The 26,754-nt window shown below is 70.3% G+C and carries 30 protein-coding genes and 3 pseudogenes; 13 read left to right on the top strand and 20 right to left on the bottom strand.

The genetic code is table 11. The annotated features are described in order from the left end of the window. Nucleotides 1-95: 95 nt before the first annotated feature. From ACZ4YL_RS39255 to ACZ4YL_RS39225, 7 genes and pseudogenes are all read right to left on the bottom strand, one after another. Nucleotides 96-713 (bottom strand): annotated as a pseudogene (locus ACZ4YL_RS39255) (transposase); the annotation flags it as partial. A gap of 82 nt (nucleotides 714-795) precedes the next feature. After that, nucleotides 796-1,632 (bottom strand): annotated as a pseudogene (locus tag ACZ4YL_RS39250) (IS982 family transposase); the annotation flags it as partial. A 99-nt stretch (nucleotides 1,633-1,731) separates the two neighbouring features. Beyond that, nucleotides 1,732-2,133, bottom strand: coding sequence for a transposase family protein (locus ACZ4YL_RS39245; protein WP_468123146.1), 402 nt, complete (start codon nucleotides 2,131-2,133; stop codon nucleotides 1,732-1,734). Between the two features lie 375 nt (nucleotides 2,134-2,508). Next, nucleotides 2,509-2,691: a hypothetical protein gene (locus ACZ4YL_RS39240; RefSeq protein ID WP_468123111.1), complete on the bottom strand. Its 183-nt coding sequence runs from the start codon at nucleotides 2,689-2,691 to the stop codon at nucleotides 2,509-2,511. Nucleotides 2,692-2,808: 117 nt separating this feature from the next. Beyond that, nucleotides 2,809-3,183 carry a tetratricopeptide repeat protein gene (locus ACZ4YL_RS39235; RefSeq protein WP_468123109.1) on the bottom strand — a complete coding sequence of 125 codons (375 nt, stop codon included), beginning with the start codon at nucleotides 3,181-3,183 and terminating at the stop codon, nucleotides 2,809-2,811. A gap of 356 nt (nucleotides 3,184-3,539) precedes the next feature. Continuing rightward, nucleotides 3,540-4,547, bottom strand: coding sequence for a hypothetical protein (locus ACZ4YL_RS39230; protein ID WP_468123108.1), 1,008 nt, complete (start codon nucleotides 4,545-4,547; stop codon nucleotides 3,540-3,542). A 207-nt stretch (nucleotides 4,548-4,754) separates the two neighbouring features. Then, nucleotides 4,755-5,192, bottom strand: a complete 438-nt coding sequence (locus ACZ4YL_RS39225) for an NADAR family protein (protein ID WP_468123106.1) — start codon at nucleotides 5,190-5,192, stop codon at nucleotides 4,755-4,757. A 162-nt stretch (nucleotides 5,193-5,354) separates the two neighbouring features. On the opposite strand from ACZ4YL_RS39225, the gene coaD reads away from it, so the two are divergent. Then, nucleotides 5,355-5,852, top strand: coding sequence for a pantetheine-phosphate adenylyltransferase (coaD, locus tag ACZ4YL_RS39220; protein WP_468123105.1), 498 nt, complete (start codon nucleotides 5,355-5,357; stop codon nucleotides 5,850-5,852). Beyond that, entirely contained in the window at nucleotides 5,842-6,615 is a 774-nt protein-coding gene (locus ACZ4YL_RS39215) for an HAD family hydrolase (RefSeq protein WP_468123103.1), read from the top strand. The genes coaD and ACZ4YL_RS39215 overlap by 11 nt, the downstream gene beginning before the upstream one ends. Here the strand turns inward: ACZ4YL_RS39215 and ACZ4YL_RS39210 are convergent. Continuing rightward, entirely contained in the window at nucleotides 6,612-7,091 is a 480-nt protein-coding gene (locus tag ACZ4YL_RS39210; protein ID WP_468123102.1) for an acyl-CoA thioesterase, read from the bottom strand. The two genes, ACZ4YL_RS39215 and ACZ4YL_RS39210, sit on opposite strands and share 4 nt — an antisense overlap. A gap of 248 nt (nucleotides 7,092-7,339) precedes the next feature. Here ACZ4YL_RS39210 and ACZ4YL_RS39205 point away from each other — a divergent pair, with 248 nt between their 5' ends. Both ACZ4YL_RS39205 and ACZ4YL_RS39200 read left to right on the top strand, forming a co-directional pair. Next, a complete protein-coding gene (locus ACZ4YL_RS39205; protein ID WP_468123100.1) occupies nucleotides 7,340-7,756 on the top strand; it encodes a hypothetical protein in 417 nt (138 codons plus the stop codon). A 127-nt stretch (nucleotides 7,757-7,883) separates the two neighbouring features. After that, nucleotides 7,884-9,404, top strand: coding sequence for an SDR family oxidoreductase (locus tag ACZ4YL_RS39200; RefSeq protein WP_468123098.1), 1,521 nt, complete (start codon nucleotides 7,884-7,886; stop codon nucleotides 9,402-9,404). A 68-nt stretch (nucleotides 9,405-9,472) separates the two neighbouring features. Here ACZ4YL_RS39200 and ACZ4YL_RS39195 read toward each other — a convergent pair whose 3' ends face one another. Further along, a complete protein-coding gene (locus ACZ4YL_RS39195; protein ID WP_468123097.1) occupies nucleotides 9,473-10,828 on the bottom strand; it encodes an NAD(P)-binding domain-containing protein in 1,356 nt (451 codons plus the stop codon). 236 nt (nucleotides 10,829-11,064) lie between these two features. On the opposite strand from ACZ4YL_RS39195, the gene ACZ4YL_RS39190 reads away from it, so the two are divergent. Then, nucleotides 11,065-11,430: an ArsR/SmtB family transcription factor gene (locus ACZ4YL_RS39190; RefSeq protein ID WP_468123096.1), complete on the top strand. Its 366-nt coding sequence runs from the start codon at nucleotides 11,065-11,067 to the stop codon at nucleotides 11,428-11,430. A 275-nt stretch (nucleotides 11,431-11,705) separates the two neighbouring features. Here the strand turns inward: ACZ4YL_RS39190 and ACZ4YL_RS39185 are convergent, their stop codons facing one another. The 4 genes from ACZ4YL_RS39185 to ACZ4YL_RS39170 form a co-directional block, all read right to left on the bottom strand. After that, nucleotides 11,706-12,038, bottom strand: coding sequence for a thioredoxin family protein (locus ACZ4YL_RS39185; RefSeq protein WP_468123094.1), 333 nt, complete (start codon nucleotides 12,036-12,038; stop codon nucleotides 11,706-11,708). Between the two features lie 102 nt (nucleotides 12,039-12,140). Continuing rightward, on the bottom strand, nucleotides 12,141-13,199 hold the full coding sequence (locus ACZ4YL_RS39180) for an ArsO family NAD(P)H-dependent flavin-containing monooxygenase (protein WP_468123093.1): 1,059 nt from the start codon (nucleotides 13,197-13,199) through the stop codon (nucleotides 12,141-12,143). Further along, complete coding sequence (locus ACZ4YL_RS39175) at nucleotides 13,196-13,993, bottom strand: aquaporin (RefSeq protein ID WP_468123091.1); 798 nt, start codon at nucleotides 13,991-13,993, stop codon at nucleotides 13,196-13,198. The genes ACZ4YL_RS39180 and ACZ4YL_RS39175 overlap by 4 nt, the downstream gene beginning before the upstream one ends. A gap of 34 nt (nucleotides 13,994-14,027) precedes the next feature. Next, nucleotides 14,028-14,342, bottom strand: coding sequence for an ArsR/SmtB family transcription factor (locus ACZ4YL_RS39170; protein ID WP_468123090.1), 315 nt, complete (start codon nucleotides 14,340-14,342; stop codon nucleotides 14,028-14,030). A 197-nt stretch (nucleotides 14,343-14,539) separates the two neighbouring features. On the opposite strand from ACZ4YL_RS39170, the gene ACZ4YL_RS39165 reads away from it, so the two are divergent. Further along, nucleotides 14,540-14,959 carry an arsenate reductase ArsC gene (locus ACZ4YL_RS39165; protein WP_468123088.1) on the top strand — a complete coding sequence of 140 codons (420 nt, stop codon included), beginning with the start codon at nucleotides 14,540-14,542 and terminating at the stop codon, nucleotides 14,957-14,959. A 168-nt stretch (nucleotides 14,960-15,127) separates the two neighbouring features. On the opposite strand, the gene ACZ4YL_RS39160 is transcribed toward ACZ4YL_RS39165, so the two are convergent. After that, on the bottom strand, nucleotides 15,128-15,343 hold the full coding sequence (locus ACZ4YL_RS39160) for a heavy-metal-associated domain-containing protein (RefSeq protein WP_468123087.1): 216 nt from the start codon (nucleotides 15,341-15,343) through the stop codon (nucleotides 15,128-15,130). Further along, nucleotides 15,340-15,957, bottom strand: coding sequence for a cupredoxin domain-containing protein (locus tag ACZ4YL_RS39155; RefSeq protein WP_468123085.1), 618 nt, complete (start codon nucleotides 15,955-15,957; stop codon nucleotides 15,340-15,342). Before ACZ4YL_RS39155 ends, ACZ4YL_RS39160 begins: the two co-directional genes overlap by 4 nt. A gap of 74 nt (nucleotides 15,958-16,031) precedes the next feature. On the opposite strand from ACZ4YL_RS39155, the gene ACZ4YL_RS39150 reads away from it, so the two are divergent. The 4 genes from ACZ4YL_RS39150 to ACZ4YL_RS39135 all read left to right on the top strand — a co-directional run bounded on the left by ACZ4YL_RS39150 (nucleotide 16,032) and on the right by ACZ4YL_RS39135 (nucleotide 19,905). After that, on the top strand, nucleotides 16,032-16,322 hold the full coding sequence (locus ACZ4YL_RS39150) for a hypothetical protein (RefSeq protein WP_468123084.1): 291 nt from the start codon (nucleotides 16,032-16,034) through the stop codon (nucleotides 16,320-16,322). A 187-nt stretch (nucleotides 16,323-16,509) separates the two neighbouring features. Continuing rightward, nucleotides 16,510-17,388, top strand: coding sequence for a GNAT family N-acetyltransferase (locus ACZ4YL_RS39145; protein ID WP_468123083.1), 879 nt, complete (start codon nucleotides 16,510-16,512; stop codon nucleotides 17,386-17,388). A gap of 632 nt (nucleotides 17,389-18,020) precedes the next feature. Further along, nucleotides 18,021-18,689 (top strand): DUF4097 family beta strand repeat-containing protein, encoded by a 669-nt coding sequence (locus ACZ4YL_RS39140; protein WP_468123082.1) that lies wholly within the window; start codon nucleotides 18,021-18,023, stop codon nucleotides 18,687-18,689. 73 nt (nucleotides 18,690-18,762) lie between these two features. After that, nucleotides 18,763-19,905, top strand: a complete 1,143-nt coding sequence (locus tag ACZ4YL_RS39135; RefSeq protein ID WP_468123080.1) for a serine hydrolase domain-containing protein — start codon at nucleotides 18,763-18,765, stop codon at nucleotides 19,903-19,905. Here ACZ4YL_RS39135 and ACZ4YL_RS39130 read toward each other — a convergent pair. Beyond that, complete coding sequence (locus ACZ4YL_RS39130) at nucleotides 19,890-20,375, bottom strand: DUF5990 family protein (RefSeq protein WP_468123079.1); 486 nt, start codon at nucleotides 20,373-20,375, stop codon at nucleotides 19,890-19,892. The genes ACZ4YL_RS39135 and ACZ4YL_RS39130 overlap by 16 nt on opposite strands. An 86-nt stretch (nucleotides 20,376-20,461) precedes the next feature. Further along, nucleotides 20,462-21,196, bottom strand: a complete 735-nt coding sequence (locus tag ACZ4YL_RS39125) for a GbsR/MarR family transcriptional regulator (RefSeq protein WP_468123077.1) — start codon at nucleotides 21,194-21,196, stop codon at nucleotides 20,462-20,464. Nucleotides 21,197-21,462: 266 nt separating this feature from the next. Here ACZ4YL_RS39125 and ACZ4YL_RS39120 point away from each other — a divergent pair, with 266 nt between their 5' ends. Continuing rightward, nucleotides 21,463-22,485, top strand: a complete 1,023-nt coding sequence (locus ACZ4YL_RS39120; protein ID WP_468123076.1) for a hypothetical protein — start codon at nucleotides 21,463-21,465, stop codon at nucleotides 22,483-22,485. Between the two features lie 85 nt (nucleotides 22,486-22,570). Next, complete coding sequence (locus ACZ4YL_RS39115; RefSeq protein ID WP_468123075.1) at nucleotides 22,571-23,725, top strand: serine hydrolase domain-containing protein; 1,155 nt, start codon at nucleotides 22,571-22,573, stop codon at nucleotides 23,723-23,725. Nucleotides 23,726-23,748: 23 nt separating this feature from the next. Here ACZ4YL_RS39115 and ACZ4YL_RS39110 read toward each other — a convergent pair. The 3 genes and pseudogenes from ACZ4YL_RS39110 to kdpF form a co-directional block, all read right to left on the bottom strand. Beyond that, a pseudogene (locus tag ACZ4YL_RS39110) lies at nucleotides 23,749-24,696 on the bottom strand (sensor histidine kinase); the annotation flags it as partial. Nucleotides 24,697-24,788: 92 nt separating this feature from the next. Beyond that, nucleotides 24,789-25,547, bottom strand: a complete 759-nt coding sequence (locus tag ACZ4YL_RS39105; protein ID WP_468123074.1) for a DUF4118 domain-containing protein — start codon at nucleotides 25,545-25,547, stop codon at nucleotides 24,789-24,791. Between the two features lie 46 nt (nucleotides 25,548-25,593). Continuing rightward, on the bottom strand, nucleotides 25,594-25,683 hold the full coding sequence (kdpF, locus tag ACZ4YL_RS39100; RefSeq protein ID WP_326592844.1) for a K(+)-transporting ATPase subunit F: 90 nt from the start codon (nucleotides 25,681-25,683) through the stop codon (nucleotides 25,594-25,596). 241 nt (nucleotides 25,684-25,924) lie between these two features. On the opposite strand from kdpF, the gene ACZ4YL_RS39095 reads away from it, so the two are divergent. Continuing rightward, the coding region (locus ACZ4YL_RS39095) for an APC family permease (protein ID WP_468123073.1) at nucleotides 25,925-26,754 on the top strand (830 nt) is incomplete at its 3' end.

Raw genomic sequence — 26,754 nt, 5'->3', positions numbered from 1 at the left:
ATGTGCTAGTCGGGCGTAACCGGTGCGATGATTCGGCCGTTCGTGGTGGTGTGAGTACTCGGCCGTGGATCGTGGACGACGACTTGTGGGCACTGTGTCTGCCGTCCGCGCCGATACTGCTTCGGCAGCTGGGCCAGCGCCAGCCCCGCGACCGGCTCGCCGCTGCCTGCGCTGCCATGGTCGACGAACCCCATCAAAGGGTGGTGTCCGAAGGTCTTCTTCCAGGTCGCGGTGGCGCCCTGCTTCTCGGAGTGCGCCAGCACGAGCACGCCGTCGATGTCCACGGTCACCTGCCCGCCGGCATCCGGGGCGGCGGCACCGGCCACCTTCCAGACGTGTTCGCGGACTTCGGCCCGCGCGGCCCGGATTGCGGTCAGGGTCTTCGGCCCGGCCCCGGCGAGGGTGTCGATGAGCCGGGAGACCGTCGGATCGGAGGCCACCGGCCCGAACACGCCCAGCTCGGCCCGCAGCATGCCCACATCGGCCAGACAGTCCCCACCGAGCGCGACCGCGAGGGCCACATCCAGCAGGATCTTCCCCGGATCGTGCACCGCCCGCGACTTCCGCCACGGCGCCAGGGCCGCCGATATCGCCTGATCCAGCCCGGTCTTGCGGACCGTCTCCACCAGCAGCACCGACCCGGCCTGCGAGACCACTCCGCGGCCACCACCCTCGACACGGACACGCGGGTACGACCCGATACTCTTCTTCACCTGAGGAGTGCAGCTTTCTTGACGACGACCAGGACCCTAGACAAGTCCAATCGTCCCAGGTCAGAGGCACTGCTCTCCTTTTCCAGATGGCTGCGGTCAGGGCCAGGATGCGTTGTCCGACGCGGGCCAGGACCCCGGCTGGGCTTCTGGCTCCGTGGCGTTCGAGGTCGAGTTGGCCTTTGAGGGTGTCGTTGACCGACTCGATGAGCTGTCGGATCGGTTTGAGCAGGTGCTCGCCCGGCCGTGGCTTGCGGTTGCGGTAGCTGGGCCGCAGCAGGGTCAGGCCGTGGCCGGCCATGAAGGCGTCCAGGTGTTTGGAGACGTAGCCCTTGTCGCCGATGACCGTCTGCCCGGGGTGCGTGGTCAGCAGGTCCTGGTCGCCGGTGAGCATGTCGGTCAGGACGTCACGCTCGTCGGCCTTGGGGCTGGTCAGGGCCCAGGCGATCGGCAGGCCGCCGGGTGTGCAGAGCAGGTGCAGACGCAGGCCCCAGAAGAACCGTGAGTGCGAGGGGCAGTAGCCGTAGCCGGCCCAGCCGGCGAGATTGGAGCGTTTGACGGCGGGGCGGGAGCGGGCGCATTCCACGGGTGTGGAGTCCACGATCCACACATCGTCGTGCCACAGGTCGGTGTCCCGGGCGAGGGTGCGGATGAACCGGCTGATCAGCGTGTTCGCGGCCCGCAGGCGCTTGTTGTAGCCGGACTGCCCGGGGAGGTAGGGGAACTCGGCGGCCAGATGGGAGCGGGCGAACCGCAGCCAGCGCGTTTCGGAGGCGAAGCCGAGGACGGCCTGCATGACCGCGAGCGTCAACAGCTCGGCATCCGTCAGCCTGGGCGGGCGTCCCGACCGCCGCGTTCCTGTCAGAGAGTCATCGATCCTCACGTAGAGTGCAGTCGCGAGGGTCTTGAGGTTTGTCGTCACACACGAACCAACGAGACCCTCGCTTCATGCGCGCGAAGACTTCGGACTTACTCGTCCTAGGTCGGTGAGGGTCTCCAGTAGCGGCCGGAAGCAGTGATCTCATTGGTCTTCTCGCCCACGTCGAGCTGGGCCAGGACCAAGTGCCAGGACCAAGCCGCGGACGGGGTCGCATGCGGCGAGCAGGTGAACCTTCCGACCCTTGGCCCTGCCTGCTCCGCGCAGGCTCTTGCCGTCGACCGCCAGTGCGCGCATCCGGCCGTCGATGCCGGGGCACCGGTCGGCCAGCCAGCCGCCCACTGCCCGGTCCAACACGTCGCCGTCGATGCGGCCCAGCAGCCGCCGTACCGTCGTTTCCGTAGGCGTGCACCGCTTTGGGAACAGCGGATCGGGCCGTATGCCAAGGCGCCCCAGGACACAGGACGGGGCGTCAGCGATCCACTCGCCAACCGCCAGCAGGGAGGTCGCCCCGGCCAGAACCGCGCACGCGGTCAGCGCGAGCACGGCGACCAGGGCGTGCCGCACACCGCGCGGGTCCCGGGGTCGTGCACCTCAGCCAGTCGCTCCAGCAGGCCCGGGATCTCCTCGGGCACGGCCTCGGGATGCCGGCGGAGTTGGTCTAAGGCAGGCAGTATCGGCGATGATGCGTCGGCAGGCACGGTCCTCCAGTCGGATCACGGGGCGTCGAGAACTCCATGATCTTGGAAGCCCGCGCCTGCCACGTACCGGCGCCCCACCAAGCCGACAGATCGCCACGAACCGGGCCCCACACGAGAACGCTGAAGCCCTGCCAGTCGGATAGTCACCATCCGGACTCCAGCGGGGTTCTGCGTCGCAGCTGGACCCGCGGACTCGCTGCACAGGGCCCCGGCACCCGGGTCAGCACCGCAGCTCTGCCGCGCGCTCGCTCATCACCTCCACGGCGTCGGACAGCTGAGGACGCGGCCCGGGGTGGGCCTCCCGGATGAGCTTCACCGCGTGAAGCCGCCGAGTACTCCTGATCAGCTCGTCCACCTCTTCCCGGACCACCGGCAGCAACGCGTCCCAGATCGAGTTCTCCATGCTCCGATCCAAGCAACTCACCCTCTCCCACCGCCACCGTATTGATGGTGCGCCCCGCGCGAAGACCCGCTCAGGGAACCCGGGGTAATGGCGGGCGATCAACCCCACCGTGGCCCCTCACATCGACACCCAGGGAAGCCCGCGACTGCTCCGCATCCAGACCACCGCCAGCACATATCGGGGTAACCCGCTCAAGCCACGAATACGCCGAGGCCATGGGGTTGCACACGTCTCGCTGTGTGCTTCGTGGAGTGCCCCCAGATTGGCCAGCGTCGTCGCGAGGTCCGGGTGACCGGTGCCGAGCAACCGTTCCTTCAGGCTCAAGGCGCTCAGGTAGTTCGGCGCGGCGGAGGCCAGGTCTCCGCGCCGGTGCTGCAGTGCTGCGATGTTGTGCACCGTGACTGCGACCTCGTAGTGCTCCGAGCCACAGGTGTCGCGAAAGATGGTGAGCGACCGTTCCAGGCACGCGCAGCCGCGTCCGGGCGGCCGCACCCTCCAGCAGCGCTGCCCGGGCCGCCGTGTCGAGAGCGGTCAGGATGTGATCAGGCCCATGAAGGCGAGTTCGGATCCTTACCGCACGGGCAGCCCAATGCTCACCCGCCGTGGGATCACCTCGCGTGTGGGCCAGAGCGCCCAGGGTCCCCGTGTGCGCCAGACCCTCGCCAACAGTGCATGCGCGTACAGCCTGTCGGTGGTCCGGAGGTCAGGCGCTTCGGCTTTCAGTGAGGCGGACCTGCGCGGCGGGCGGGCCCGGATGAGGTGGCATCCGGATCCGCCCGCCCCCGCCTACGACGTCGGAGCGACGACGTGGAGGAGGGCCCGGTACGTGCCCTTCCCGGCCTTGTTGATCACGACGACGGCGCAACTGCCCGTCGCTTCGAAGGTGACCGTCTCGGTCGCGCCGCGTCCGCGGTGGAGCACATCGCGTAGAGCTCCCCGTCCTGGGTGGGGTTCTCCGGGGTCAGCGTGAGCCGCACCCGCTCACCGGTCAGCGCGACGTTGAACACGGCGGCGACGTCGTCCGGTGCCATAGACACCGTGCGGGTCACCTCCCGTACGAGCGGATCGGCGGGCGCCTCGGCGAACTCGGCCCGGTACGCAGCCGTACCCGGCCCCGGTGACGGCACCCGCGGGTAGTAGTCGCCGAGTGCGCGGCGACCGGAACCGGAGTCGACGGCGACGAAGTCGACCTCGGACGAACCCGCCGCGTTGCTGTCACCCAGGCTGGTCGCCTGAACGCTGTCGTCGAACAGCCGCAGGTCGTAGTCGGTGCCGGCGGGCCGGACGGCCATCACGGACCACCCGTTCCGGACGGTGTTGAACTGTGACCCGACCGCCAGCAGGGACTCGCCCGATGCATCGGCGTCGAACGCCTTCACGTCGACGTTCATGCTCGCGTGCGAGCTGCCGCTCCTGTCGAGGTACTCCCAGCCGCCGGAGATGCAGGACCTCCCCGGCCCCGGCCCCGGCCCGCCGTCCGCGGTTCCCCCGGCCCGCGCCGCCCGTGCCGCGGACGGGGCCTGCGTGACCGGGGTGAACCGCTGTGCCTTCCGGCCCAGTCCGGCCTTCTGCGGTGCCACCCCCGCAGCGGCCTGCCGGGTGGCCTGGCGCACGGCGCGGGGGACAGCCGCCGACGGCGCCGCGCCCGCCGCCGTGACCGGCGTCGACACCACGGCCTCCGCGGCCTCGCCCAGCACGTCCCCCGCAGCCACCCGGGCACGGATCTGCGTCCGGCCCGCGGACGTCGCCCTCACCCTTCCGGTCAACAGCACCGGCCGGTCCGCCGAGAGCGTGACGCCACCGGCGGCACGGTGCAGCACCTGCCCGTAGGCCTTCGCGCCGGAGACCTCCCGCATCCCCGTCGGTGGCGACCGGAAGGATCCAGGTGAAACCACCATTGTTCGTCCAGCCGCATGAACGCCGGGCGGCCCGGACGATTCGTTTCGCGTCACCGGCTGGGCAGTCTGTGCGCCGTCGGCGGCCTGCTGCTGGCCGCCGTGGCCGGTACCGGTGCGGCGGCCCGCGGCCGGCAGTGCAGGCCGCGTCGGCCGGGCCGGACGAGATCAGGCAAGGAGATGGCTGCGCGTGCGCATCAGGATCCGGCCGAGCATGTTCCTTCCGGTCCCCCTCCGGCCGCGTCCCCAGTAGTGGTCGGACGTCGTGTCCTCGACGATCTCCTCGTCTCCCGTGGCCAGCAGGATCGCGCCGATGTCGGCGTGTGTGCGGAACTTGGCCGCCACGGCGCGGCGCATCACGTCGTCCTTCACCCGTTCCCAGTCCCGCCGCACCGGCTTGGCCCGGTCGCGGCCCAGCTCCGCCGCGCGCAGCGGGGTGCCGGCCCGGCGGATGAGTTCGGCATGGCGGGTGCCGGAGAACTTCTGTGCCTGGAAGTAGTGTTCCGTGGTCGGCCACCAGTGTCCGTCGAGATCCACGCCGTGTGCGGAGAAGTTGGAGAAGCAGCCGTAGGGAACCTCTCCGGCACCGTGGAAGTAGATCGTCATACGAACCTCGTGTCAGGGACGGGACCCGCACCGTGTCAGGGGCCGGCCTGCGGCCGCAACCGACTTACCGCCCGGCCGGGACCTGCGGCCGACTTCGTCGCCCGGCGCGGGGCGGCCTGCCACTTCACCACCGGGACCGGCCGCTTGTTATTCTTTCCGGACATGCGAGCCCTCTTCCCAGGATCCTTCGACCCGGTCACTCAAGGGCACCAGGACGTTCTCCGCCGCGCCGCCCTTCTGTTCGACGAGGTCGTCGTCTGCGTGATGTTCAATGCGAACAAGACCGGCCGCTTCCCCATCACCGAACGGCTGGACCGGCTCCGCACGGCAGCGGCCGACCTGAGCAACGTCACGGTCGACTCCCACACCGGCGGCCTGCTGGTCGACTACTGCCGCCGAGCCGGCATCGACGTCGTCATCCGCGGAGTCCGTGGCGCTGCCGACCTGGACTACGAAATGCCGATGGCCCGCATGAACCACGAACTGGCCGGAGTCGAAACGTTCTTCATCGCTGCAGACCCCGACCTGGCCCACATCTCCTCCACCCTCGTGACCGCGGTGAGTCAACAGCAGCGTGTCCCGAACGACGAGGTGAGCCAAGGCTTGTCCCGCGAACTTCCCGCTCAGAGTCAGATGGCAAGATCGACACGTGATCAGTGAACCTGGCCGGCCCGGCGCGATGAGGTTTGTCCTGTTCGATGTCGATGGCACGTTGATCGATGCCGTGGACAATCAGCGCCTTGTCTGGCGAACGTGGGCGGAGCGGTACGGGCTGGACCCTGATGAGGTCTACCGAGTGGCGCTACGGACGAGGCCGATGGAGACCTTTGCGCAGGTCGCTCCGGACCAGGACCCTCGAAAGTGCCTGGCCGTACTGCACGAGCTGGAGGACGAGGACGTCCGGACCGGCGCCTACACGGCTTTCGACGGTGCCACGGAGCTGCTGAACGCTCTGCAGCCCGGGGCCTGGGCTCTGGTGACCTCGAACTATGAGCACCGGGTGCGCGGACGTTTCGCACGGACGGGCTTGCCGGTCCCGGAGGTCCTCGTGGACGCGGCTGCCGTGGAGGAAGGCAAGCCATCGCCGGTGCCGTATCTGCAGGCAGCCGCGCGGCTCGGTGCCCAACCGGAGGACTGCCTGGTCATCGAGGACGCCCCCTCCGGGGTGCAGTCGGGGCTGCGTGCCGGCATGACGGTGTGGGGGGTCAACACCCCCGCAGCGGTGGACGGCGTGCATCGCCACTTCAGCACCTTGCACGAAGCGGTCCGGGACATCCTCGACTTCGCCTCCGGACCTCACCCGCACCGGCTGGAGGGATCAGCCACCATGGAAACGACGGCGGCTACCCGGGCACCGGGCTCGTCACGCCCCACCGCCGCCGCGCCGGCTCGACTCGGAGATCGTTTGCGGCACAAGCCCTAGCTTCGTCGCGCAGGTGAGGGCGGCAGTCGATCAGCTTCGAGCCCGTGCATGAGACCATGCGCGGTTTCCCGCAGCTCGTCGCTGAAGGCGAGGGGCTGCAGCGTCTCCGGGTCCACCCGGACCTGCACCCGATGGCCGTGGGCATGAACACAACGGCCGTCTCCGGATCTCACCTGGAACTCGTACACCACGCTGGTGCGGCCGAGCCGTGATATCCGGAACCGCACGCCCACGTCCTCCGTGCCCCGAATCGGCTCCTCGTATGTGACAAGGAATTCACGCACGACGAGATGGGTGTCGCGATAACGTGAGCGATCAGGATCCATGCTCCAGCCCTGTTCTTGCCAATAGGCCCCGATGGCTCGTTCGACGAAGAGTGCATGACGCGAGTTGTGCACCATTCCCATGGGATCCAGGTCTTCGAAATGGACCTGGACCAGTCTGGTGTGTCCCGCTTCGGCGGGCAGTTCCTGCATGACCTGTTCCCCCTGCTGCCTCGTCTTCCAGGTCCGGGACGAATCGACGCCCCGCCGCAGTTGAGCACGGCTGCCGGGTGGTCTGCATGAGTAGCCGGTACTCAACTCGGCGGACCGCTTGCGCGCCCCGCACGCCGGTTCGATCACCGGCTACTGTGACCGGCATGCATTCGATCGAATTTCGTGTGGCTCCCTACTCCTGCGGGGGCCAAGGCCGGGGCGAAGCGCCCTTTGTGCTGGAATTCCTGGTGGATGGGGTTCCGTTCCTGGAACTGGTACGCAGGGCGGAGCTTCCCGATGCGCTCGCAGAACAGGAGGAGCGGGCCGCCGAGTTCGCACCGGACCCTTCTCCGCTGCTCGCCGGCGCGTACACATATCCGGCTCCCCTCTCCGCCCGGCACCTGCTCGGCGGCGAACCCGACCGCGTGCCCCACGGCACCGGGCGGGGAGAAATGCTGCTGTTGTCGTGCACGTGCGGAATTGACGACTGCTGGGCGTTGACGGCGCACATCACGGTCACGGACACCACCGTGACGTGGTCGGGCTTCCGCAACAATTCCCGGGACTGGAACTACGACTCCCTCGGCCCCCTGGCCTTTTCCCGCCCTCAGTACGAACAGTCGCTCCGCGCGGCCCTCGACGCCCTGCCGGCGCCCCGGTCGTGATGCGCACCCACGGACGCTTCCAGGCGCTCCGGTTCCGCCGCTGAACGGCCCGACAGGCCCTGCCCGTTGCTGCGGGCGCCCGGCGGCCGGACAGCCGCCGACGACACACCACACGGAGGGGTATCCCATGGAGAACGAAGCGATACGAGCCGGCCTGGACCTGCTGGACCAGGCATGCCGGCTGCCGCTGGAGGACGAGCGGCGCCGCCTGCTGGAACAGGCGGCCAGCGACCTCGTCCGGGACGGGAGGCGCCGTCGGCGTGCCGCGAGACGGGCCGTCCGGGCGGCGGCCGACGCGAAGGTGCTGGCCACCACCGCGACCGGAGCGCCCGACCGGATCATGGACGCACCACTGGCGGCCGAGACCCCGCACCGATCGGGCCTGTCCGTGGACGAGTACGTCCAGGAGCACAGCGGTCCCGGTGCGGTGACCCGGCGGCCGCCGGGCCGCGCACCGGACGGCGACGGGCCGCCCAGACTGCTCAACCGCCCCCAACGCTGCTACGTCTGCAAGAACCACTACCGGCAGGTCCACCACTTCTACGGCCAGCTGTGCCCCGGCTGCGCGGACGAGAACCTCACCCGGCGCACCGCCCGGACCGATCTCACCGGCCGGCGTGCACTGCTGACCGGCGGGCGGGTCAAGATCGGCTTCCACCTGGCCCTGATGCTGCTGCGCGACGGAGCCGAACTCACCGTCACCACCCGCTTCCCCCAGGACGCCGCGAGCCGCTTCGCCGCGGCGCCGGGCGCCGCCGACTGGTGGCACCGGCTGCGGATAGCCGCGCTGGACCTGCGGGACCCCCGCCAGGTACTCGCCCTCACCGACCGACTGCTCGGCCAGGCCGCACCCCTGGACATCCTGGTCAACAACGCGGCCCAGACACTGCACCGGTCCCCCCGGGCGTACCGCGCGCTGGTGGCGGCAGAGGCCGCCGCCGTCGGGAGGGCCGAGCCCTCCACCGCGCCGGAGATCTGGACCGCCCCCGGATTCACCGTTCCCGGATCGAACGCCGCAGCACTCCCTCTGACGGCGGAACTCGCCGCGCGTCCCCGGGCGTCCGGCGCCCTGACCGGCTTCCGCAGTGCGACCGGAGGCGCCCTCGCCGCGGACCCGGACCCACAGGAGCGCACCGACGAGGCGGGGCTCCTGCAGGAGACGGGCGACAGCAACTCCTGGACCCTGCGGCTCGGCCAGGTCGAACCGGCCGAACTCCTCGAAGTCCAGCTGGTCAACGCCGTCGCACCGTTCCTCCTCGCCGACCGCCTGCTGCCCCTGCTGGAGGCGTCGCCGCACCCGCGCCGCTACCTGATCAACGTCTCCGCAGTCGAGGGCCAGTTCGCCGCCCGCAACAAGACCAGCGGTCACCCGCACACCAACATGGCCAAGGCCGCACTCAACATGCTCACCCGTACCAGCGCGACGGACCTGGCAGCCCGAGGCATCCACACCTGCAGCGTGGACACCGGCTGGGTCACCGACGAGAAGCCGTTGCCCGCCCGGGAGCGGCACGCAGCCACGGGGTGGCGTCCGCCCCTGGACGTCATCGACGGGGCTGCGCGCATCTACCACCCCATCGTGCAGGGGCAGGCCGGCAGTCCCATCCACGGCGTCCTGCTCAAGGACTACCGCCACGTCGCCTGGTGACCTGCCCGCGGACCGCGCGGCACGCGATCGTGGCCGCGCGCCGCGGGGAAGGTTCGTCACTTCGCTGGTCAGCAGCCGCCGGAGGGGGCGGGGGCGCCGATGGTGAGGGTGGCGGGCGCCGCGCAGCAGCCACCACCGGTCGCCTCGGCGGCCTCGGGCTCGTCGAAGAGACCCGCACCACCGCAGACGCCGGTCTCGGGAAGGGTGAGCTCGACGCGTTCGGCTGCCTCCATGTCGCCGGCGAGTGCGGCGGCGATGGAACGGACCTGCTCGTAGCCGGTCATGGCCAGGAAGGTCGGGGCGCGGCCGTAGGACTTCATTCCGACGAGGTAGACGTCCTTCTCCGGGTGGGCGAGCTCGTTGACGCCGTGCGGGTAGACGGTTCCGCAGGAGTGCTGGTTGGGGTCGATCAGAGGGGCGAGTCCGGTCGGGGCCTGGAGGCGCTCGTCGAGGCGGAGGCGGAGCTCGTCGAGGAAGGTGAGGTCGGGGCGGAAGCCGGTGAGGACGATGACCTCGTCGACCGGGTCCAGGCGGCGGCCGTCCTCGGCGACGAGGACGAGCCGGTCGCCGGTCTTCTCCACGGCGGTGGTGCGGAAGCCGGTGACGGCGTCGGCGTAGCCGTGGTCGACGGCGGCCTTGGCGGCGAGACCGAGGGCGCCGCGGGCGGGCAGCTGGTCGGCTTCGCCGCCCCCGAAGGTGGAGCCGCTGATGCCGCGCCGCAGGATCCAGGTGGTGTGGGTACCGGGCTCGTCCTTCGCGAGGTCGGCCAGGTAGGCGAGCGCGGTGAACGCGGAGGCACCGGAGCCGATGACCGCGGTGCGCTTGCCCGTGTAGCGGGCGCGGACGGCCGGGTCCTGCAGATCCGGGACGCGGTACGAGATCCGGTCGGCCGCGGAGCGTTCACCGAGGGCGGGCAGGCCGTCACCACCGATCGGGCTGGGGGTGGACCAGGTGCCGGAGGCGTCGATGACGGCGCGGGCCGTCAGGCGTTCCTCCGTGCCGTCGGTGTGCGCGACGTGAACGGTGAAGGGCTGGGTCTCGCGGTCGGCGTCCACGACCCGGTCACGGCCGAGGCGGGAGACGCCGGTGACGCGGGCGCCGACGCGGACGCGTTCGCCCAGGACGGCGGCCAGCGGCTGCAGGTACCGCGCGGCCCAGTCGCCGCCGGTCGGGTACGCGGCCTCGTCGGGCTTGACCCAGCCGGTGGGGGCCAGGAGCTTCTCCGCGGCCGGGTCGACGACCTCGCCCCAGGTGGAGAACAGCCGTACGTGGCTCCAGTCCCGCACGGCGCTGCCTGCGACCGGTCCGGCCTCCAGGACCAGGGGCTCGATGCCCTGGTCGACGAGGTGTGCGGCGGCGGCCAGGCCGATGGGGCCGGCTCCGATGACGACGATGGGCAGCTCGATGTCGGCAGGCGCGTTCACGGTCGACTCCTCGTGTTTCGATATCTGTCGATGTCTTGTGTGACCAGCGTGGCACTTGATTCGATGAACGTCAACATAGACATTCATCGAATTTGTGGATCGTTTGGTGGGGCGCGTCCACGTGTCATGTCGGAGCAGGTCGCGTCGGACTGGCGGCGGCATAGGTGCCGGGTGGCGCCGGCCTCCGAAGCCGAGGCGCCCTGGCTCACTACTTCGACATGTGTCAACATAGACACATGTCGAATGTGAACGTGTTGCCGCTGCTGGAGCCGGACGCCGTCGTGCCGTGCTGCCCGCCGCTCACCGAGCGCCCGCTGACCGCGGACGAGGCGGAGCGCACGGCCACGATGTTCAAGGCCCTGGGTGATCCCGTGCGCCTGCGGCTCTTCTCCGCGGTGGCTTCGCACGAGGGCGGCGAGGCCTGCGTCTGCGACATCTCCGACGTGGGCGTCTCCCAGCCGACCGTCTCCCATCACCTGAAGAAGCTCAAGGAAGCCGGACTGCTCTCCTCCGAGCGGCGCGGCACCTGGGTCTACTACCGGGTGGAGCCGGCGGTCCTCGCGGCGATGGCCCAGCTCCTGACCCGCGCAGCCGGCGTGTAGGGCGCGCTGGTTTCGGCGGCGCGCCCCACCGAAGGATCGGGCCTCCGTGCCCCAGCCGGTCAGCCGATCCGGAAGAGCGGTCCGAACGCTTCCCGGCCGATCTCGATGGCGCGGCCCTGGCCGACGGTCTGCCCGCGCACGTCCGGGTGCTCCCGCTGCCGCAACTCTGCTGAGGCCCGACTCGCAAAGGGGTTCAGGTCGCAGCACACGTGGCCGCAGGGTCATCACCGCCGCAGCCGCCGGCTCCCATTCGGCTTCATCGCCGGTGCGACCTCTCAACACTCAAGGGCGGCCGCAGCGGGCAGCACGTCCGCGCCGGGCAGCGCCTGGCGCAGGGCCTGGACGCTCGGAGCGCCGTCAGCGCGCCCAGCTGTGTCTCTGTAGAGGCGGCAGGACACGCTCGCGGGAGCACCGGCCGACGCGAACGGATCGATGCCATCGAGCAGCACCGTCGGCGAGCCCGTCATTCCCCACCGGGCGGCCTCCGCTTCATCCCGCACCTCGACGACCTCCACCTGCGCCCCGCGACCGTCCAGCGCTTCGGTGATCCGGTCGCGAACGACCGGTGCGTTCGGGCAATCCGGAACCGTAAGGATCGTGATCCGCATCCCGCTGTCCTCCCAGGTCATGACTGACCAGGACGGCGTTGGACCGTCCGGTTCCTCGCTCTGGTCACACACCGAACGTATACCTTCAAGTCGACTTGAAGGTCAGGCCCGGATGAGCTCGGCGATCTCGCGGGCGGCTTCGCGCGCGGGGCGGCCGACGCCGATGAGGGTGGCGGAGGCGGGGCCGGTCCAGTCGCCGTAACCCAGGAGGTGCAGGCGGGGTTCGTCCACCGCACGGGTGCCGATCGTGGCGATGTGGCCCCGGGTGCCGCGTAGGCGGAGCGAGGCGAAATGGGCCAGGTCCGGGCGGAAGCCGGTGCACCAGATGATCGCGTCGGCCTGAGCGCTCGTCCCGTCGGCCCAGGTGACACCGTCCACGGTGAGGCGGCTGAACATGGGCGCGGCGGTGAGGAGTCCGGCGTCGCGGGCGGCGCGTACGGGCGGGACGGCGACGATGTCGCCGAGCGAGGCGACACCACCGGTGTCCGTGCGGCCGGCGTCCAGGGCCTGGCGGCGGGCGGTCGCGGCGTCGAAGAGCGCGCGGCCGTCGATCTCGTCCGGCAGATAGCGCGGGGGGCGCTGGGCGACCCAGGTCAGGTCGGCCGTACCCGCGAGGTCGGCGGCGATCTGCGCGCCGGAGTTCCCGCCACCCACGACGATCACGCGCTGTCCGGCGAACTCCTCGGGGCTGCGGTACTGCACCGTGTGGAGCCGGCGGCCGGCGAAGTCGCGGCGGCCCGGGACGGCGGGCAGGAAGGGTCGGGTCCACGTGCCGGTGGCGCTGATGACGGCCCGGGCCTGCCAGGCGCCGCAGTCGGTTTCGACCCGGAGGAAGGCGCCGTCCCGGTGGACGGCATCGACCCGCACGCCGCGCCGGACGGGAAGCTCGTACCGCTTCTCGTAGTCGGCGAGGTACGACACCACGTGCTGTGCGTCCGGATGGACCTCGCCGGGCTGGACGGGCATGAGCCGACCGGGCAGCGAGGAGTACGCGGCCGGGGAGAACAGGCGGAGCGAGCCCCAGGTGTGCTGCCACGCTCCGCCCGGTGCCGCCTGAGCGTCGAGGATGACGAACTCGATCCCCAGGCGGCGCAGGTGGTATCCGGCGGCGAGCCCTGCCTGACCGCCGCCGATCACCACCACGTCCGTGCGCTGCGTCATGCCGCGGGGGCTCCGGCGGTCGCCGCCTTGCCGCGCATGAAGATGACCGCCACCAGGGCCAGGCCGACGATGACACCGGCGAGTTGGGCGCCGATGAAGCCCGGGACCGAGGCGGGGGCGATGCCCGCGAAGGTGTCGGTGAACGCGCGGCCGATCGTCACCGCCGGGTTGGCGAAGGAGGTGGAGGAGGTGAACCAGTAGGCGGCGCCGATGTACGAGGCGACGGCGACGGGTGCGAAGCGCAGGCGGTCGGTGCGGGCCAGGCCGAAGATCAGCAGGATCAGGCCGGCCGTGGCGACGACCTCGCCGAGGAGGAGGTTCCCGGCGGAGCGGTCGTGGGTGGACCACTTCACCAGGGGTTCGCCGAACATCGCGTCGGCGAGGATGGCGCCCGCGATCGCGCCGACGATCTGCGAGGGCACGTACACGGCCAGCTCGCGAGCGGTGACACCGGCGCCCCCGCGCCGGGCGGTCCACCACTCGGCCAGGGTGACGGCCGGGTTGAAGTGGGCGCCGGACACCGGGCCGAGGAGGGCGATCAGTACGCCGAGGCCGAAGACGGTGGCCGTGGAGTTGGCCAGCAGTTGCAAGCCCACGTCCTGGGTGAGCTCGGTGGCCTGGATGCCGGAGCCGACCACCACCGCCACGAGCGCCGCGGTGCCGACGAGCTCGGCGGCGGCGCGGGCGATCAACGGGTTCTGGGGCGGGGTCGCGCCGGGCGCGGGTCGGGGCGCGTCGGCGGCTATGCCGGACGCCGCTGCGGGGGTGGCGCCGACGGGCTCGGTGACGGACAACGGTTCTCCTCGGGCAGGTGAGGCGAAAAGCGGGCTATGGGCAGGACCGCTTGAGGTTCGCTTCGGTGGTGGCGCGGGCGGTCTGAGCGAGTTCGGCGAACTGGCCGGCGATGGCCTCGATGACTTCCGGGCGCAGGCGGTAGTAGACGTACCGCCCGCATGGCTCCGTGTCCACGACCCCGGCCTCGCGCAGGACCTTCAGGTGGTTCGAGAGGTTCGTCTGCTTGGCACCCGTCTCCTCCACGAGATGGGTGGTGCAGAGCGTCTCCTTGGCGAGGAGGGTCACGATCTGGAGCCTGAGCGGGTCGGCCAGTACCCGGATCAGTTCAGTGTCGACTGACGTCATCATGGACTGATACTGTCACAACACTCGATACTGATACCAGCCTGGGCTGATCTCTTGGAGCCCGCGGGCACCGAACCCACCACCGTGGTCGATCCCCACGTCGTCCAGGCCGTCGGCATCGCGATCACGACGGGTTGCGGCGGTGCCTGTCCCGTCGTCACCGGCCGGCCCCGCAGCTGACCTCACCCCAAGGAAGAACGATGTCCTCCAGTCCTGTCGCGTCCGTGCTGTTCGTCTGCATCCACAACGCCGGCCGCTCGCAGATGGCCGCCGGATTCCTGCGCCACCTCGCCGGAGACCGCGTCGAGGTGCGCTCCGCGGGCTCCGTCCCCGGTGACCGGATCAACCCCTCCGCCGTGGCCGCGATGGCCGAGCTGGGCATCGACATCTCCGACCAGAAGCCGAAGGTCCTCACCCCCGAGGCCGCCCAGGCGTCGGACTACATCATCACCATGGGCTGCGGCGACGCCTGCCCGTACTTCCCCGGCAAGACCTACCTCGACTGGCAGCTTGAGGACCCGGCCGGCCAGGGCGTCGAGGCCGTCCGTCCCATCCGCGACGAGATCAAGGGCCTCATCGAGGGTCTGATCGCCGAGATCGACGCGAAGCCGAAGCCCTGAGCCGACGGACCGGCTCCCGGAGGGGGGCGATGGCCCCGTGGCTGCTGAACGCGGGCACGGCACCGTTCGGCCGGCTCACTCCCAGCAACGGAAGCTGCCCCCCGGCCTGCCCGGCCCCGGGCCCTCGTGTCCCGGACCCTGCGGTCGGGACACCACGGCCGTGGAGGGTCAGGCCAGCGGGGTGGCGGTGTATCCGGCTTCCGCGATGGCCTCGACGATTCGCTCTGCCGGGAGCGGGCCGGTCAGTTCGACCACCGTGCGTTCTTTGCGCACATCGGTGCTACTGGAGGTGACGCCGGGGAGTTCTTCGACCTCGTCGTCGATGAGCAGGCCACAGCTGTTGCAGTGCATGCCGGTGACCGCGAATTCCATGCGGATGGTCACGAGGTCGTCTCCTGGGTGGCGGTGGTCCGGGGGTCCTGGGCGGCGGGCTGCCGGAAGGTGATCTGGCCGCCGTACATGCCCATGCCACAGGTGTAGTCGAGGCGGCCGGGCGCGTGGTTCCCGAGGTCGATGGTGGTGGTGCCGGTGGCGGGGAGGATCTTCTGGATGCCCAGGTCGGGGATGACGAAGGATCGGATGCAGCCGCCGGTGTGGTCGGTGGCGACGACGAGGGTGGTGGGCACTCCGGCCGTCGCGGTGATCGCCGCCGGTGTGTACGACGTCGTGCGGGCTCGGACGGTGATGGTCTGGCTGCCGTCCGGGTGGGTCACCACTGCCTGAGCGGCGGTGGCTTCCGCTGCGACGGCAGGAGCCGTGGCGGTGGGCCACCAGCCGCCGAGCCGCAGGCCGGATCCGAGGGTCCAGACCGCGACCAGCAGGACCACGACGGCGGTGACCAGGGTGAGTCGTCCCTGCCACAGCTTGGCGGCGGAGCGAAGGAAGAATCCGAGCACGGCGAAGAGCGGACCGGTGCCGAGAACGAAGCCGGCCATGACCGCGGCCCCGGCGAGCGCGGAGCCCGAGGTGACGGCGATCAACTCGACGCTGAGGGTCACCCCGCAGGGGATGAGGACGGTGAGGAAGCCGAGGACGGCCGGGGTGGTCGCCCGCTCCGCAGGGCACGGACAGGGTGCGTGCCGACAGGGCGTACGGCTTCCGGAAGAACCGTGCCCACCTGTGCCGGCGTGGGACCCGGTGCACGATCCTGGGGAAGAAGGACCAGGTCCGCAACCGTAAGAAGCTCGGCTCCCGCGGCGGCCGGCCGCCGACGTTGGACAAGGCCGACTACCGCGCGAGGCACGCGGTCGAATGCGGGATCAATCGCCTCAAGCGCCACCGGGCCGTGGCCACGAGGTACGACAAACTCGCCGTCCGCTGCGAAGCAACCGTGCTGGTCGCGGCCATCAATGAGTGGCTGTGACCGCACGGCCGTACCGGCCTTCAGTTAACCCTTTGCCGAGGAACCGATAGGCCAGCTACGTTCTCCCAGCCGTCCATGTTGATCCGGACCGGCACTGTCGACGAGGAGGTGTGGAGCACATGCGCAGGAGTGCCCAGCAGTTGAGCCCGCGTGCTGACCTTTGCCACCTCCTCACGACGGAGACACCTTGTCGCTCCGCATCACCCCACTGACCGACCCCGCTCACGGGGCGCACAGCCGACGCCTTGCATGGTTGGCGTCCGACGCCGATGCCAACCCTGTCGGGACGGCCTTTCTGCGCCTGTTCGATGGCGGACAAGCGCACTTGGCCGAACTCACCCTCCACGTTCATCCCGTGGAGCGCCGCAAGGGCGTCGGCTCCCGGCTACTCGACACTGCCGTGGCCGCCGCCCGGGACAACACCCGGCGCTGCGTCGTAGCGCAGGCCGGGGCCGGATCGCCCGGCGACCACTTCCTGCCGGCCCGCGGCTTCCGCAAGGTCCTCACCCTGAGGTACTCCCGCCTGCCCCTGGCCGATGTGGACATCCCCTCCCTGGCAGAGATCATTGAGCGTCCGCATTCCGGCTACCGGCTGGCGTCCTGGCAGGGAACCGTCCCCGACGATCTCGCCCAGACCTTCGCCGACTCACGCCGCGCCATGGACGACATGCCCATGGAGGACACCGACCACGGCACCACGACCTGGGACGTGGACCGGGTCCGGGCTGCGGCGAAGGCCGTCGAACAGCGCGGCGACCACCTGCACACCGTCGTCGCCATCGACACCTCCAACGGCTCGATCGCCGGGTTCACCGAACTCGTCGTGCCCGGCGGCGGCACAGGTGATGCCCAGCACTACGGCACCGGCGTGCTGCCTGAGCACCGCGGACACGGCCTCGGCCGCTGGATGAAGGCCGAGTCGATCCGACAAGCCCAAGGGCGCTATCCAGACCTCGGCGGCCTCCTGACCGACACTGCCGACAGCAACACGCACATGAGACACATCAGCGACACCCTCGGCTACCTGCCCACGCACACGACACTGCAGTATCAGCTCGACCTGTAGAGGCGAGCGGACGGGCCGGACCTGGGCATCACCTCGTCCGGCCCGTCGGCGGTTTCACAACAGGCCCCAACACGCTGCGATGCCAGGCGTCGTCACTGCGCTCGGGAAGCAAGTCATTGAGATCAAAATGGTTGACCGCGCTCGCGCTCGGCACCAGCACGGTGCTACTCGCCGCCCCCGCTGCCCTGGTGGCGTCGCCCTCCGCCTCGCAGCGTCCGCTTCCGGCCGCACCACCGGTATCCGCTCCCCCCTCGCCCTCCGCGTCCACCCCCACCTCGCCCCCTGCTTCCCCGGCCTCGACCGCGGACGAGCAGCACTGGACAGCTGAGCGGATGGCCCAGGCCGAGCCAGTCGCCGCCGCCCGCCCCGCCGCTGACGCATGTTCTGACGCGGCCCTTGCGGAGGACGGTCGTCGGCGGTCGGACGGCCGCGCCCTCCTGGCGTGGCATTCACTTTCAGTCCATTGCAACGAGCTGGGGGCTCATCGTTGCGTTAACTTCAAGAATCATTGCAATGATTTCCTGGTCTTGACCTGCGTTAATGGCGGTCACGCGCAACGCGTCTGTTGAGAATTTCGTGAATGCAACGTAGCGTTTTCGATATCAGAAACGAACGGACCGAAGGAAACCATCATGCAGAAGTTCGCCACTTCCACCCCCATCGCCGCCGTCCTCGACATCCCCGCCGGGCGCATCCGGTTCATCGCCGCCGACCGGGCCGACACCACGGTCGAGGTCCTGCCCGCGGACGCTTCGAACAGCCGTGACGTGAAGGCGGCGGAGCGGACCACGGTCGCCTACGGCGACGGCGTCCTGCGGATCGAAGCCGAACCGGCGAAGAACCGGATCCTCGGCTCCTGCGGGGCCGTCGAGGTGACGGTCCAGCTGCCTGCCGGCTCCCGCGTCGAGGCGAAGGCGGCCAGTGCCGAGCTCCGCGGCGTCGGACAGCTCGGCGACGTCGCCTTCGAGGGCGCCCAGGGCGCGGTCGAGCTCGACGAGACCGCGAGTGCCCGCCTCACCCTCCTCGCCGGCGACATCTCCGTCGGCCGCCTGAACGGCCCCGCCGAGATCACCACCCAGATGGGCGACCTGCGCATCACCGAGGCCGTGGGCGGCGCGCTCGTGCTCCGCACCGAAGCCGGCGACATCTCGGTCGGCGCCGCCCGCGGGGTCTCCGCAGCCCTGGACGCCGGCACCGGCTACGGCCGGATCCACAACGCACTCCGGAACCCCGAAGGCACCCCCCGGCTCGACATCCACGCCACGACCACCTACGGCAACATCACCGCCCGCAGCCTCTGAAGAAGCGGCCATCGCGCGCGGCCGCCGCGTCCGTCCAGTTGACTTCCACAATGCTTCGAAGGAGCACACCACCATGTCTTTCACTCTTACCGACCAGGACCGCCCGGAGCTGCAGAAGGCGATCGAGGAGATGGTCGAGGCCGGTTTCACCGGAGTGACGATGCGCGTGCACGACGAGCGGGGCGAGTGGGTCGGCAGCGCCGGGGTGTGCAAGCTGGGCGAGACCGCCCAGCCGCCGGTGAACGGGCACGTACGGATAGGCAGCAACACCAAGACCTTCACCGCGACCGTGGTGCTGCAGCTGGTGGCCGAGGGCAGGATACGACTGGACGCCCCGGTGGCCGACCACCTGCCCGAGTTCGGACTGGACCCGAAGATCACGGCACGGATGCTGCTGCAGCACACCAGCGGGGTGTTCAACTTCACCGGCGAGTACTACGACGACGAGACGTTCGCACCGGGCATCCCCGCCACGACCGCGGGCCAGGAATGGGTGGACAACCGGTTCAGGACCTACCGGCCCGAAGAGCTGGTACGGCTGGCGCTGTCCAAGCCGGCGCGGTTCGAGCCGGGGACGGACTGGAGCTACTCCAACACCAACTACGTGCTGGCCAGGCTGCTGATCGAGAAGGTCACCGGCCGCTCGCTCGCCGAGGAGATGCGGCGGCTGATCCTGGAGCCGCTCGGGCTGTCGGGCACCGTGGTGCCGGACACCGGCACGGAGATCCCCGAGCCGCATGCCCACGGCTACTACCGGTACGAGGATGCCGGCCGGCAGGAGACGGTCGACGTCACCCGCCAGAACCCCTCCTGGATCTCCACCGGCGGAGACATGATCTCGACCACGCAGGACCTGCACACGTTCATCTCCGCGCTGCTGGGCGGCAGGCTTCTGCCCGCCCCGCTGCTCGCCGCGATGTGTACGCCGCACCCCAAGGCCGGCTACGGCCTGGGGGTGTTCGTACAGGACCTGGGGGAGAACGGCGGCACGGTCATCACCCACAACGGCGGCATGGCGGGCCACGGGGCGCTCATGTACAGCACGCCCGACGGAAGCAAGACCCTGACCGCCGCGCTGAACTACGTCGACGACGCCGAACTGTCCCTGGCCGTGGCGTTCCAGAAGGCGACGCAAAGCCTCGTCGACGAGGTCTTCGGCGGTGGGCGGGCCCAGCCGGCCCCCGAGGCGGCCGAACCGACTCAGCCGACGGACTGAACGCCGTACGTGGCGGCACTCCAGGTGATGGCCGGGGGTACGACCCGTGCGCACAGGGGTGCGCCACACGCGTCGGTCAGGCCGAGGCTGCCCACCAGCAGGCCGCTGCGGTCGGCGGCACCGAGCGCCTCGGCGGGTACGGCGTCGAGCATGAGTTTGGCGCGGCGGAACATGGTGAAGGCACCTGCTTCGTCGACCGCGCCCCACGACAGATAGATGAACCGGCCACCCGGACCGCCTTGTACGTAAGGCCCCTTCACGTCGAGGCCTGTCGGCGAGGCGGTCGTGGTGCACTCCAGGGTCCAGGTCGCGGAGGCGGAGTTGCCGGGCTGCGGATCGAGGAGCTCGGCCGGGCGGTTTCGGCGTTGCACGGCGACGTGGACATTGCGGTATGCCGCCCCGTCGCCGGCTTGTGCGTCGGGCGGGCAGATGAGGCCGGGCAGGTCGACAGCGTCGATGCGGATGCGCATGGCGGTCATTGTCCTTGCCGGTGCTGGTGTGTCGCTGTCTGCGGGGGTGAGACCTCCTCGTGTTCAGGCCGGAGTTCTCCAACGCCTCACTCGGGTGTGCTCCGCCTCTCGGTATCGGCCTGCCGCCATTCCTCGGCCGCCTGGATCATGGTCCGGCCGACGTGCTCGAAGAAGTGGCCGATGTCCTGCATCCGGGTGCCGGCGGGTGTCGCGGTGCCGAGTACCTCGGCACCGCGCAGGGCGAAGTCGGCCAGCATGGCGTTCTGCCGGGCGCTCGCCATCCAGCCCCGGAACCAGGCATCGGCGTCGATGACGTACCGGTCACGCCGCCGGCCGGGGTCGCGTTCGCGCCTGATGAGCTCCTGCTGTTCGAGTTCGCCGACGGCCTTGGAGACGGAGGCGGGGCTGACCTGGAGGCGCTGGGCGAGCTCGGTGGCGGTCAGGCTGCCGCCATCGGTGACGTACAGGCACGTCAGTACTCGGGCGGTCATCCGCGGAAGACCCGTACCGACCATCATCGCCGTGAACTGTTCCTCCAGTTCGAGGACGGCCTCCGGGTCGCGTCCGTGTGCGTCGCCCGCGGTCGGGGAGGCCGCCGGAGAGGCGGTCGGGGACTGCTTGCGGCGGCGGGCGCGGCCCGTGGTGGCGCGATGGGCCACGTCGGCCCGATAGGCGGCGGGGCCGCCGTTGCGGGCCACCTCCCGGGTGACGGTGGAGATGGGCCGGCCCAGGCGCCCGGCGATGTCGGTGTAGCTGAGTCCTTCCCCCAACCCCTCGGCGATCTCAAGCCGTTCGTGGTGGGTCAGTCTGCCTCCGGGCATCGGCATTGCCTCCGTGTCGGGTCCGCGTGGGTGGCCAGTATTGCTTTCACGGCCAGTTCATTGCAAATCCAATGAGGCTGTATTTGCATTCGCCTTCATTGTCATTGCAAGAGATTTCTGCTGTGACCTGCAGAAATGCAGGCTGAGCCGATTCTTTGATTGACGAAAGAGTGAAAGCAATTTAGCTTTTAGTTATTCGTGAACAAGCGATGTGAATCGAGCGGGCCCGGACGAGGGCTGCTCGTCGCCCTGATCGGAGCCCCCCCATGACGTCCTTACTCGCCCCCGTGCGTGCCTGGCACCGGCCGCTGATGGTCTGCGCCGTCCTCATGTTCGGCCTGGTGCTCGTCTCCGGTGCCGGTACCGTCGTCGACGGACGGACGCTGCTGGACGAGTCGGTGTGGGTCAAGCCGCTCAAGTTCGGCTTCGCCTTCGGCCTCTACGCGGCCACGCTGGCATGGCTGCTGACCAAGCTGACCAGGGGCAGGCGGCTCGGACGATGGCTGGGAACCGTCTTCGCGGTGGCTGCCACCGTGGAGGTGGGCGCCATCACCGCCCAGGCGGTGCGCGGCACCTTCAGCCACTTCAACGCGGACCAGACCGACCCGGTCACCCTGGCCCTGGTCCCGCTCCTCACCTTCGGCGTGATGGTCATCGTCATCGCGCAGCTGGTCCTCGCCGTCGTCGTCCTGATCCAGCGCACGGGCGGAGCAGCGCTGAACCGCGCCATCCGCTCCGGTCTCGCGCTCGCCACCTTCGGCATGGTCGTGCCGGTCTTCTGGATGGTCACCGAGATCCACTCCCGTACCGTGACCGACGCCAACGGCCACTCCGTGCAGATGTACCAGGGCCACGGCATCGGTGACCCCGACGGTCACGGCATGCCCCTCACCAACTGGAGCGTGACCGGCGGCGACTTCCGCGTACCGCACTTCTTCGCCCTGCACGGCATCCAGGTGCTCCTCCTGATCACCGCGGTACTGGCCGCCCTGGCCGCCGAGCGCGTCTGGCTGCGCGACGAGAAGGTACGGGCCCGCCTGGTCGGCAGTGCCGCCCTTGGCTACACCGGGCTGGTCGCGGTGGTGACCTGGCAGGCGTGGCGCGGACAGTCCCTGATCCATCCGGACACCGCCACCCTCCTCGCCCTCGTCGCGGTGCTGCTGCTCACGGCGGGGACCACCGCACGAGTGATCGTGACCGCCAAGCGCGCAACGGCCGAGCGTGCAACGGCCGAGCGTGGCACGGCGCGACCGACCGGGATTCCTGAGCCTGCCCACCTGGCGCGCTGACGCCGCCCCTTCCCTGATCCGACCCACCGACCCACCGACCCGCCGACTCACCGACCGAACCCGGACTCCTGAAAGGAACACCGACATGACCAGTCACTTTTCCCCCGAGGCGACCGCAGAGGGTACGCCGGCGGTCCCCGCAGCGGCCGTCGCGGCCACCCCCGACCGCTCCGCGATGCAGCACGTACTGGACCGCGCCACCGCCCCGGGCGGCGCTCCCGGCATCGTCGTCGAAGTGCACGACGGCCGTGGCACGTGGTTCGGTTCGGCAGGAGTCCGCGACACCGGGACCGGGGAGGAACGCCGGCAGGCCGAGCGGTTCCGGATCGGGAGCACGACGAAGGCGTTCACCGCCACGCTCGTCCTGCAGCTGGCGGCCGAAGGCCGGCTGAGCCTCGACGACACGTTGGAGCAGTGGCTGCCCGGGAAGGTGGCGGGCAACGGCTACGACGGCCGTGCGATCACCATCCGCCAGTTGCTCAACCACACCAGCGGCATCTTCAACTACGGCAACGACGCGGAGTTCTTCAAGAAGGGCATCGGCGCGGCGTGGTTCCAACACCGCTACGACACCTACGCCCCCGAGCAGTTGATCGGGATCGGTCTGGCCACCCCGGCGCCCTTCGCCCCGGGAGACGCTTTCCTCTACTCCAACACCAACTACTTCCTGGCCGCCCTGATCGTCGAGAAGGTCACGGGCGGGACGCTCGCCGAAGCGCTCACCCGGCGGATCGTCCACCCTCTGGGGCTGACCGGGACCTACCTGCCTGACACGGAACCGACGATCCGAGGGCCGCACCCCCGGCACTACTCCACCCTCTTCGTCTCCGATGCCCCGCCCGAGATCCACGACGCGACCGACATGAACCAGTCCTTCGCATGGGCGGCCGGCGGCATCATCTCGACCACAGGAGACCTGCAGCGCTTCTTCGGCGCGCTGCTCCAAGGTCACCTGCTGCCCGCCGGACAGCAGCGGGAGATGTTCACCACCGTCGACACCACGGGACCCGTCCCGTGGATCCCGGGCACCCGGTACGGACTGGGCGTGTTCTCCTGGTCACTGCCGTCCGGCGCCACGGTCTGGGGCAACGCGGGCGCGACGTACGGCTCGTGGACCTGTGCCATGGGCTCCCGTGACGGCAAGCACCTGCTCACCGGCCAGGTCAACGGCGACTGGAGCGGCCTGGGCGTCCTCGACGACATCCTGACCACCGAGTTCGGCGCGGCTGCCGGAAGCTGACGGCCGGCCGGCCCCGCCGCCGGTCACGTCGTGGCATCGGCCGGGAGTTCGCCGGCCACCGGACGGGCGTCTCCGGCGATGGGGAGGGTGAGGACCATCGTCAGGCCGCCGCCGGGAGTGTCCTCGGCGGTGAGGGTGCCGTCCATCGCCTCCAGGAAGCCCCTGGCGACCGCCAGCCCGAGACCGACCCCGGTTCCCGCGGGCGCGTCTCCGTGCCGCTGGAACGGTTCGAATATCCGGTCCTTGGCCTCGTCGGGGACACCCGGGCCCCGGTCGGCGACGCGCAGTTCCAGACGGTCGGCGAGGGCGCTGGCGGAGACGTTGACGGGCCGGCCGGCCGGGTTGTACTTGACGGCGTTCTCGACGATGTTGGCGACGGACCGTTCCAGGAGGCCTCGGTCGACGGCGACCATGGGCAGGGTCTCGGGGATGTCGAGTTCCACACTGTCCTCGGGGACTCCGGCCAGGGCCATCGGGACGACCTCGTCGAGATCGGTCACGCGGATGAGCGGTACGACGGTGCCCGTCTGGAGACGGGACATGTCGAGGAGGTTGCCGATCAGATGGTCGAGGCGGTCGGCTCCGTCCTCGATGCCTTCCAGGAGGTCGCCCCGGTCCTCCTCGGACCATTCCACATCGGTGGAACGCAGCGAGGTGACGGCGACCTTGATGCCCGCGAGCGGGGTGCGCAGGTCGTGGCTGACGGCGGCGAGGAGCGCGGTCCGGATCTGATTGCCCTCGATCAGGCGGCGGGCTTCCTCGGCCTCGTCGACCAGGCGCTGGCGGTCGAGTACGACGGCCGCCTGCGCGGCGAAAGCGCCGAGCACGCGCCGGTCCTCGGCGGGCAGCACCCGCCCGGACAGGGCCAGGGCCATGTTCTCGCCGATCGGCATGTCCACGTCGGCGTCCTCGGGGCGGGTGACCGGGTTCCGGCCGGTGCTGCCCGCCGTGGTCCACGGCTCGACGTCCGTTTCACCCGGGTGTTAAGACGCCTTGACGGGGTCCATACGGGGGGACGGGAACCCTTAACGCCACCCTGACGGCACATGCCACCTGCGGGGCATCAGACCTGGTGGGGCAGGCCGGACGAGTCCAGGGCGGCGCCCGCCTGAGCGGCCAGCGCGACGGCCACCAGACGGGCCTCCTCGGGCGGCAGGGGCCGGCCGGGGTGCGCGTCGAGGAGGAAGCGGCCGTAGTAGTGGCCGCCGCCGACGGCCCGCAGCTCGGTGTCGCCCTCCGGCCACTCGGTGTACTCGGTGATCCGCCCGCCGCGGCGCAGCCATACGCTGCCGTCGTGCTCCAGCCGCGGCAGGTGTCCCATCAGGGTTCCGTACTCGAAGCGGCAGCCCCGCAGCCCCAGCAGGCCCACCAGCTCCCGGCGCACGTACTCGACCACCGCCTCCGGCGAGCCGCCGTCCTCGGCGAGGCGGGCCGTTCCCTGGAGGCTCGACAGGTGCGCCGCGTCCGTGACCGCGACCGCTTGGAGCCGGCGGGTACGGACCGCCAGCTGCGAGACGATCAGCCCGACGGCGAGCAGGAGGACGGCCGTCTGGATCTCGTCACCGTCCGCGATGGTGAACTGCTGGTAGGGCCTGGTCAGGAAGAAGTCGAACCAGGCCGCCGCCGACAGAGCGGCCAGCGCGCCGGCCGTCCGCGTACCCAGGGCGGCGACCGCGACCACCACGACGACCATGATCAGCGCCTCGTTCGTCGCCGAAAGACCGGTACGGAAGGGCACGAGCGCGAGCGCGACGACGAAGGGGGCCACGAGGGCCGCAACCAGTGCGAGGGGGTCGTGGAGCCGGTGGAAGCAGCCGGACATGTGAGGCCTCCCGTCCGGAAAAGCCGGTCGTGACGAAGGGCGTCGCTCAGAACTTCTCGGGCTTGATCAGTGCGACCACGAGATAGCCGAGCAGCGCGAGGGCGATGAGCAGGCCGACCACGTTCTCCGCGTTCATGGGAATTCTTCTCCTTCTGCCGCATTCGGGCACGCTCGCCCAGATCAAGCCTGCCCCTCCGTCGAGCCGGCGCAACGCGGGGCGCCGCCTCTTGACGGACCCCTGACATCGCCCCCACCAGCGCGTATGGAAGGCGTGAAGAGTGGCGGGGCGGACGTATGGAGTGCGCCAAGGGTGCTGGTCGTCGCCCCGTGCGACTTCGACGCTGTCCTCACTTTGCTCATTCGGAGGGACCGGCGACATGGCCATGCACGTAGGAAAACCCACCGCGGTCGCTCAGGAGCCGGGCCAGGAGGAGCCCCCGGACACCAGCGTCACCGGAGCCGGGGACCGCCACAAGTTGACCGCCGTCCAGGGCCTCGCCGCACTGTCGCTCGACGCGATGGCGTCCGTGGCGTACGGACCCGAGTCGTTCGTGCTCGTCCTGGCCGCCGCGGGCGCCTACGGCATGGGTTTCACCCTCCCCGTCACCCTCGCCATCGCCGCGCTCCTGGCGGTGCTGGTGGCCTCGTACCGGCAGGTCATCGCCGCGTTTCCCGACGGCGGAGGGTCCTATGCGGTCGCCAAGCGACATCTGGGCCGCAGGACCGGCCTCGTCGCGGCCGCCTCGCTGATCCTCGACTACGTCCTCAACGTCGCCGTCTCCGTCACCGCCGGAGTGGCCGCCCTGACCTCGGCCTTCCCGGGCCTGCACGGTGAGCGGGTCTGGATCTGCCTCGCGGTCCTGGTCCTGGTCACCGCCGTGAACCTCCGGGGGGTCGTCGATTCCGCCAAGGCGTTCCTGGTCCCGACCGCGCTCTTCGTCGGGTCGATCCTCGCGATGATCGCCGTCGGTCTCTTCCGCGACGGCCCGGTCAGCACCGCCTCCGCCGCCGGGCACGCCTCCGCGCTCGGGGAGGGGGCCACCGCGGTCGGCGCCCTCCTGCTGCTGAAGGCGTTCGCCGCCGGCTGCTCGGCGCTGACCGGCGTCGAAGCGGTCGCCAACGCCGTGCCGTCCTTCCGCGCCCCGGCCGCCCGCCGCGCCCAGCGCACCGAGGCCGCGCTCGGCGCCCTGCTCGGCGTCATGCTGAT

Source organism: Streptomyces sp. NPDC030021 (genome assembly GCF_055574035.1).
The sequence above is the reverse complement of the archived record's forward strand: the minus strand, read 5'-3'. Positions and strand labels throughout refer to the sequence as shown.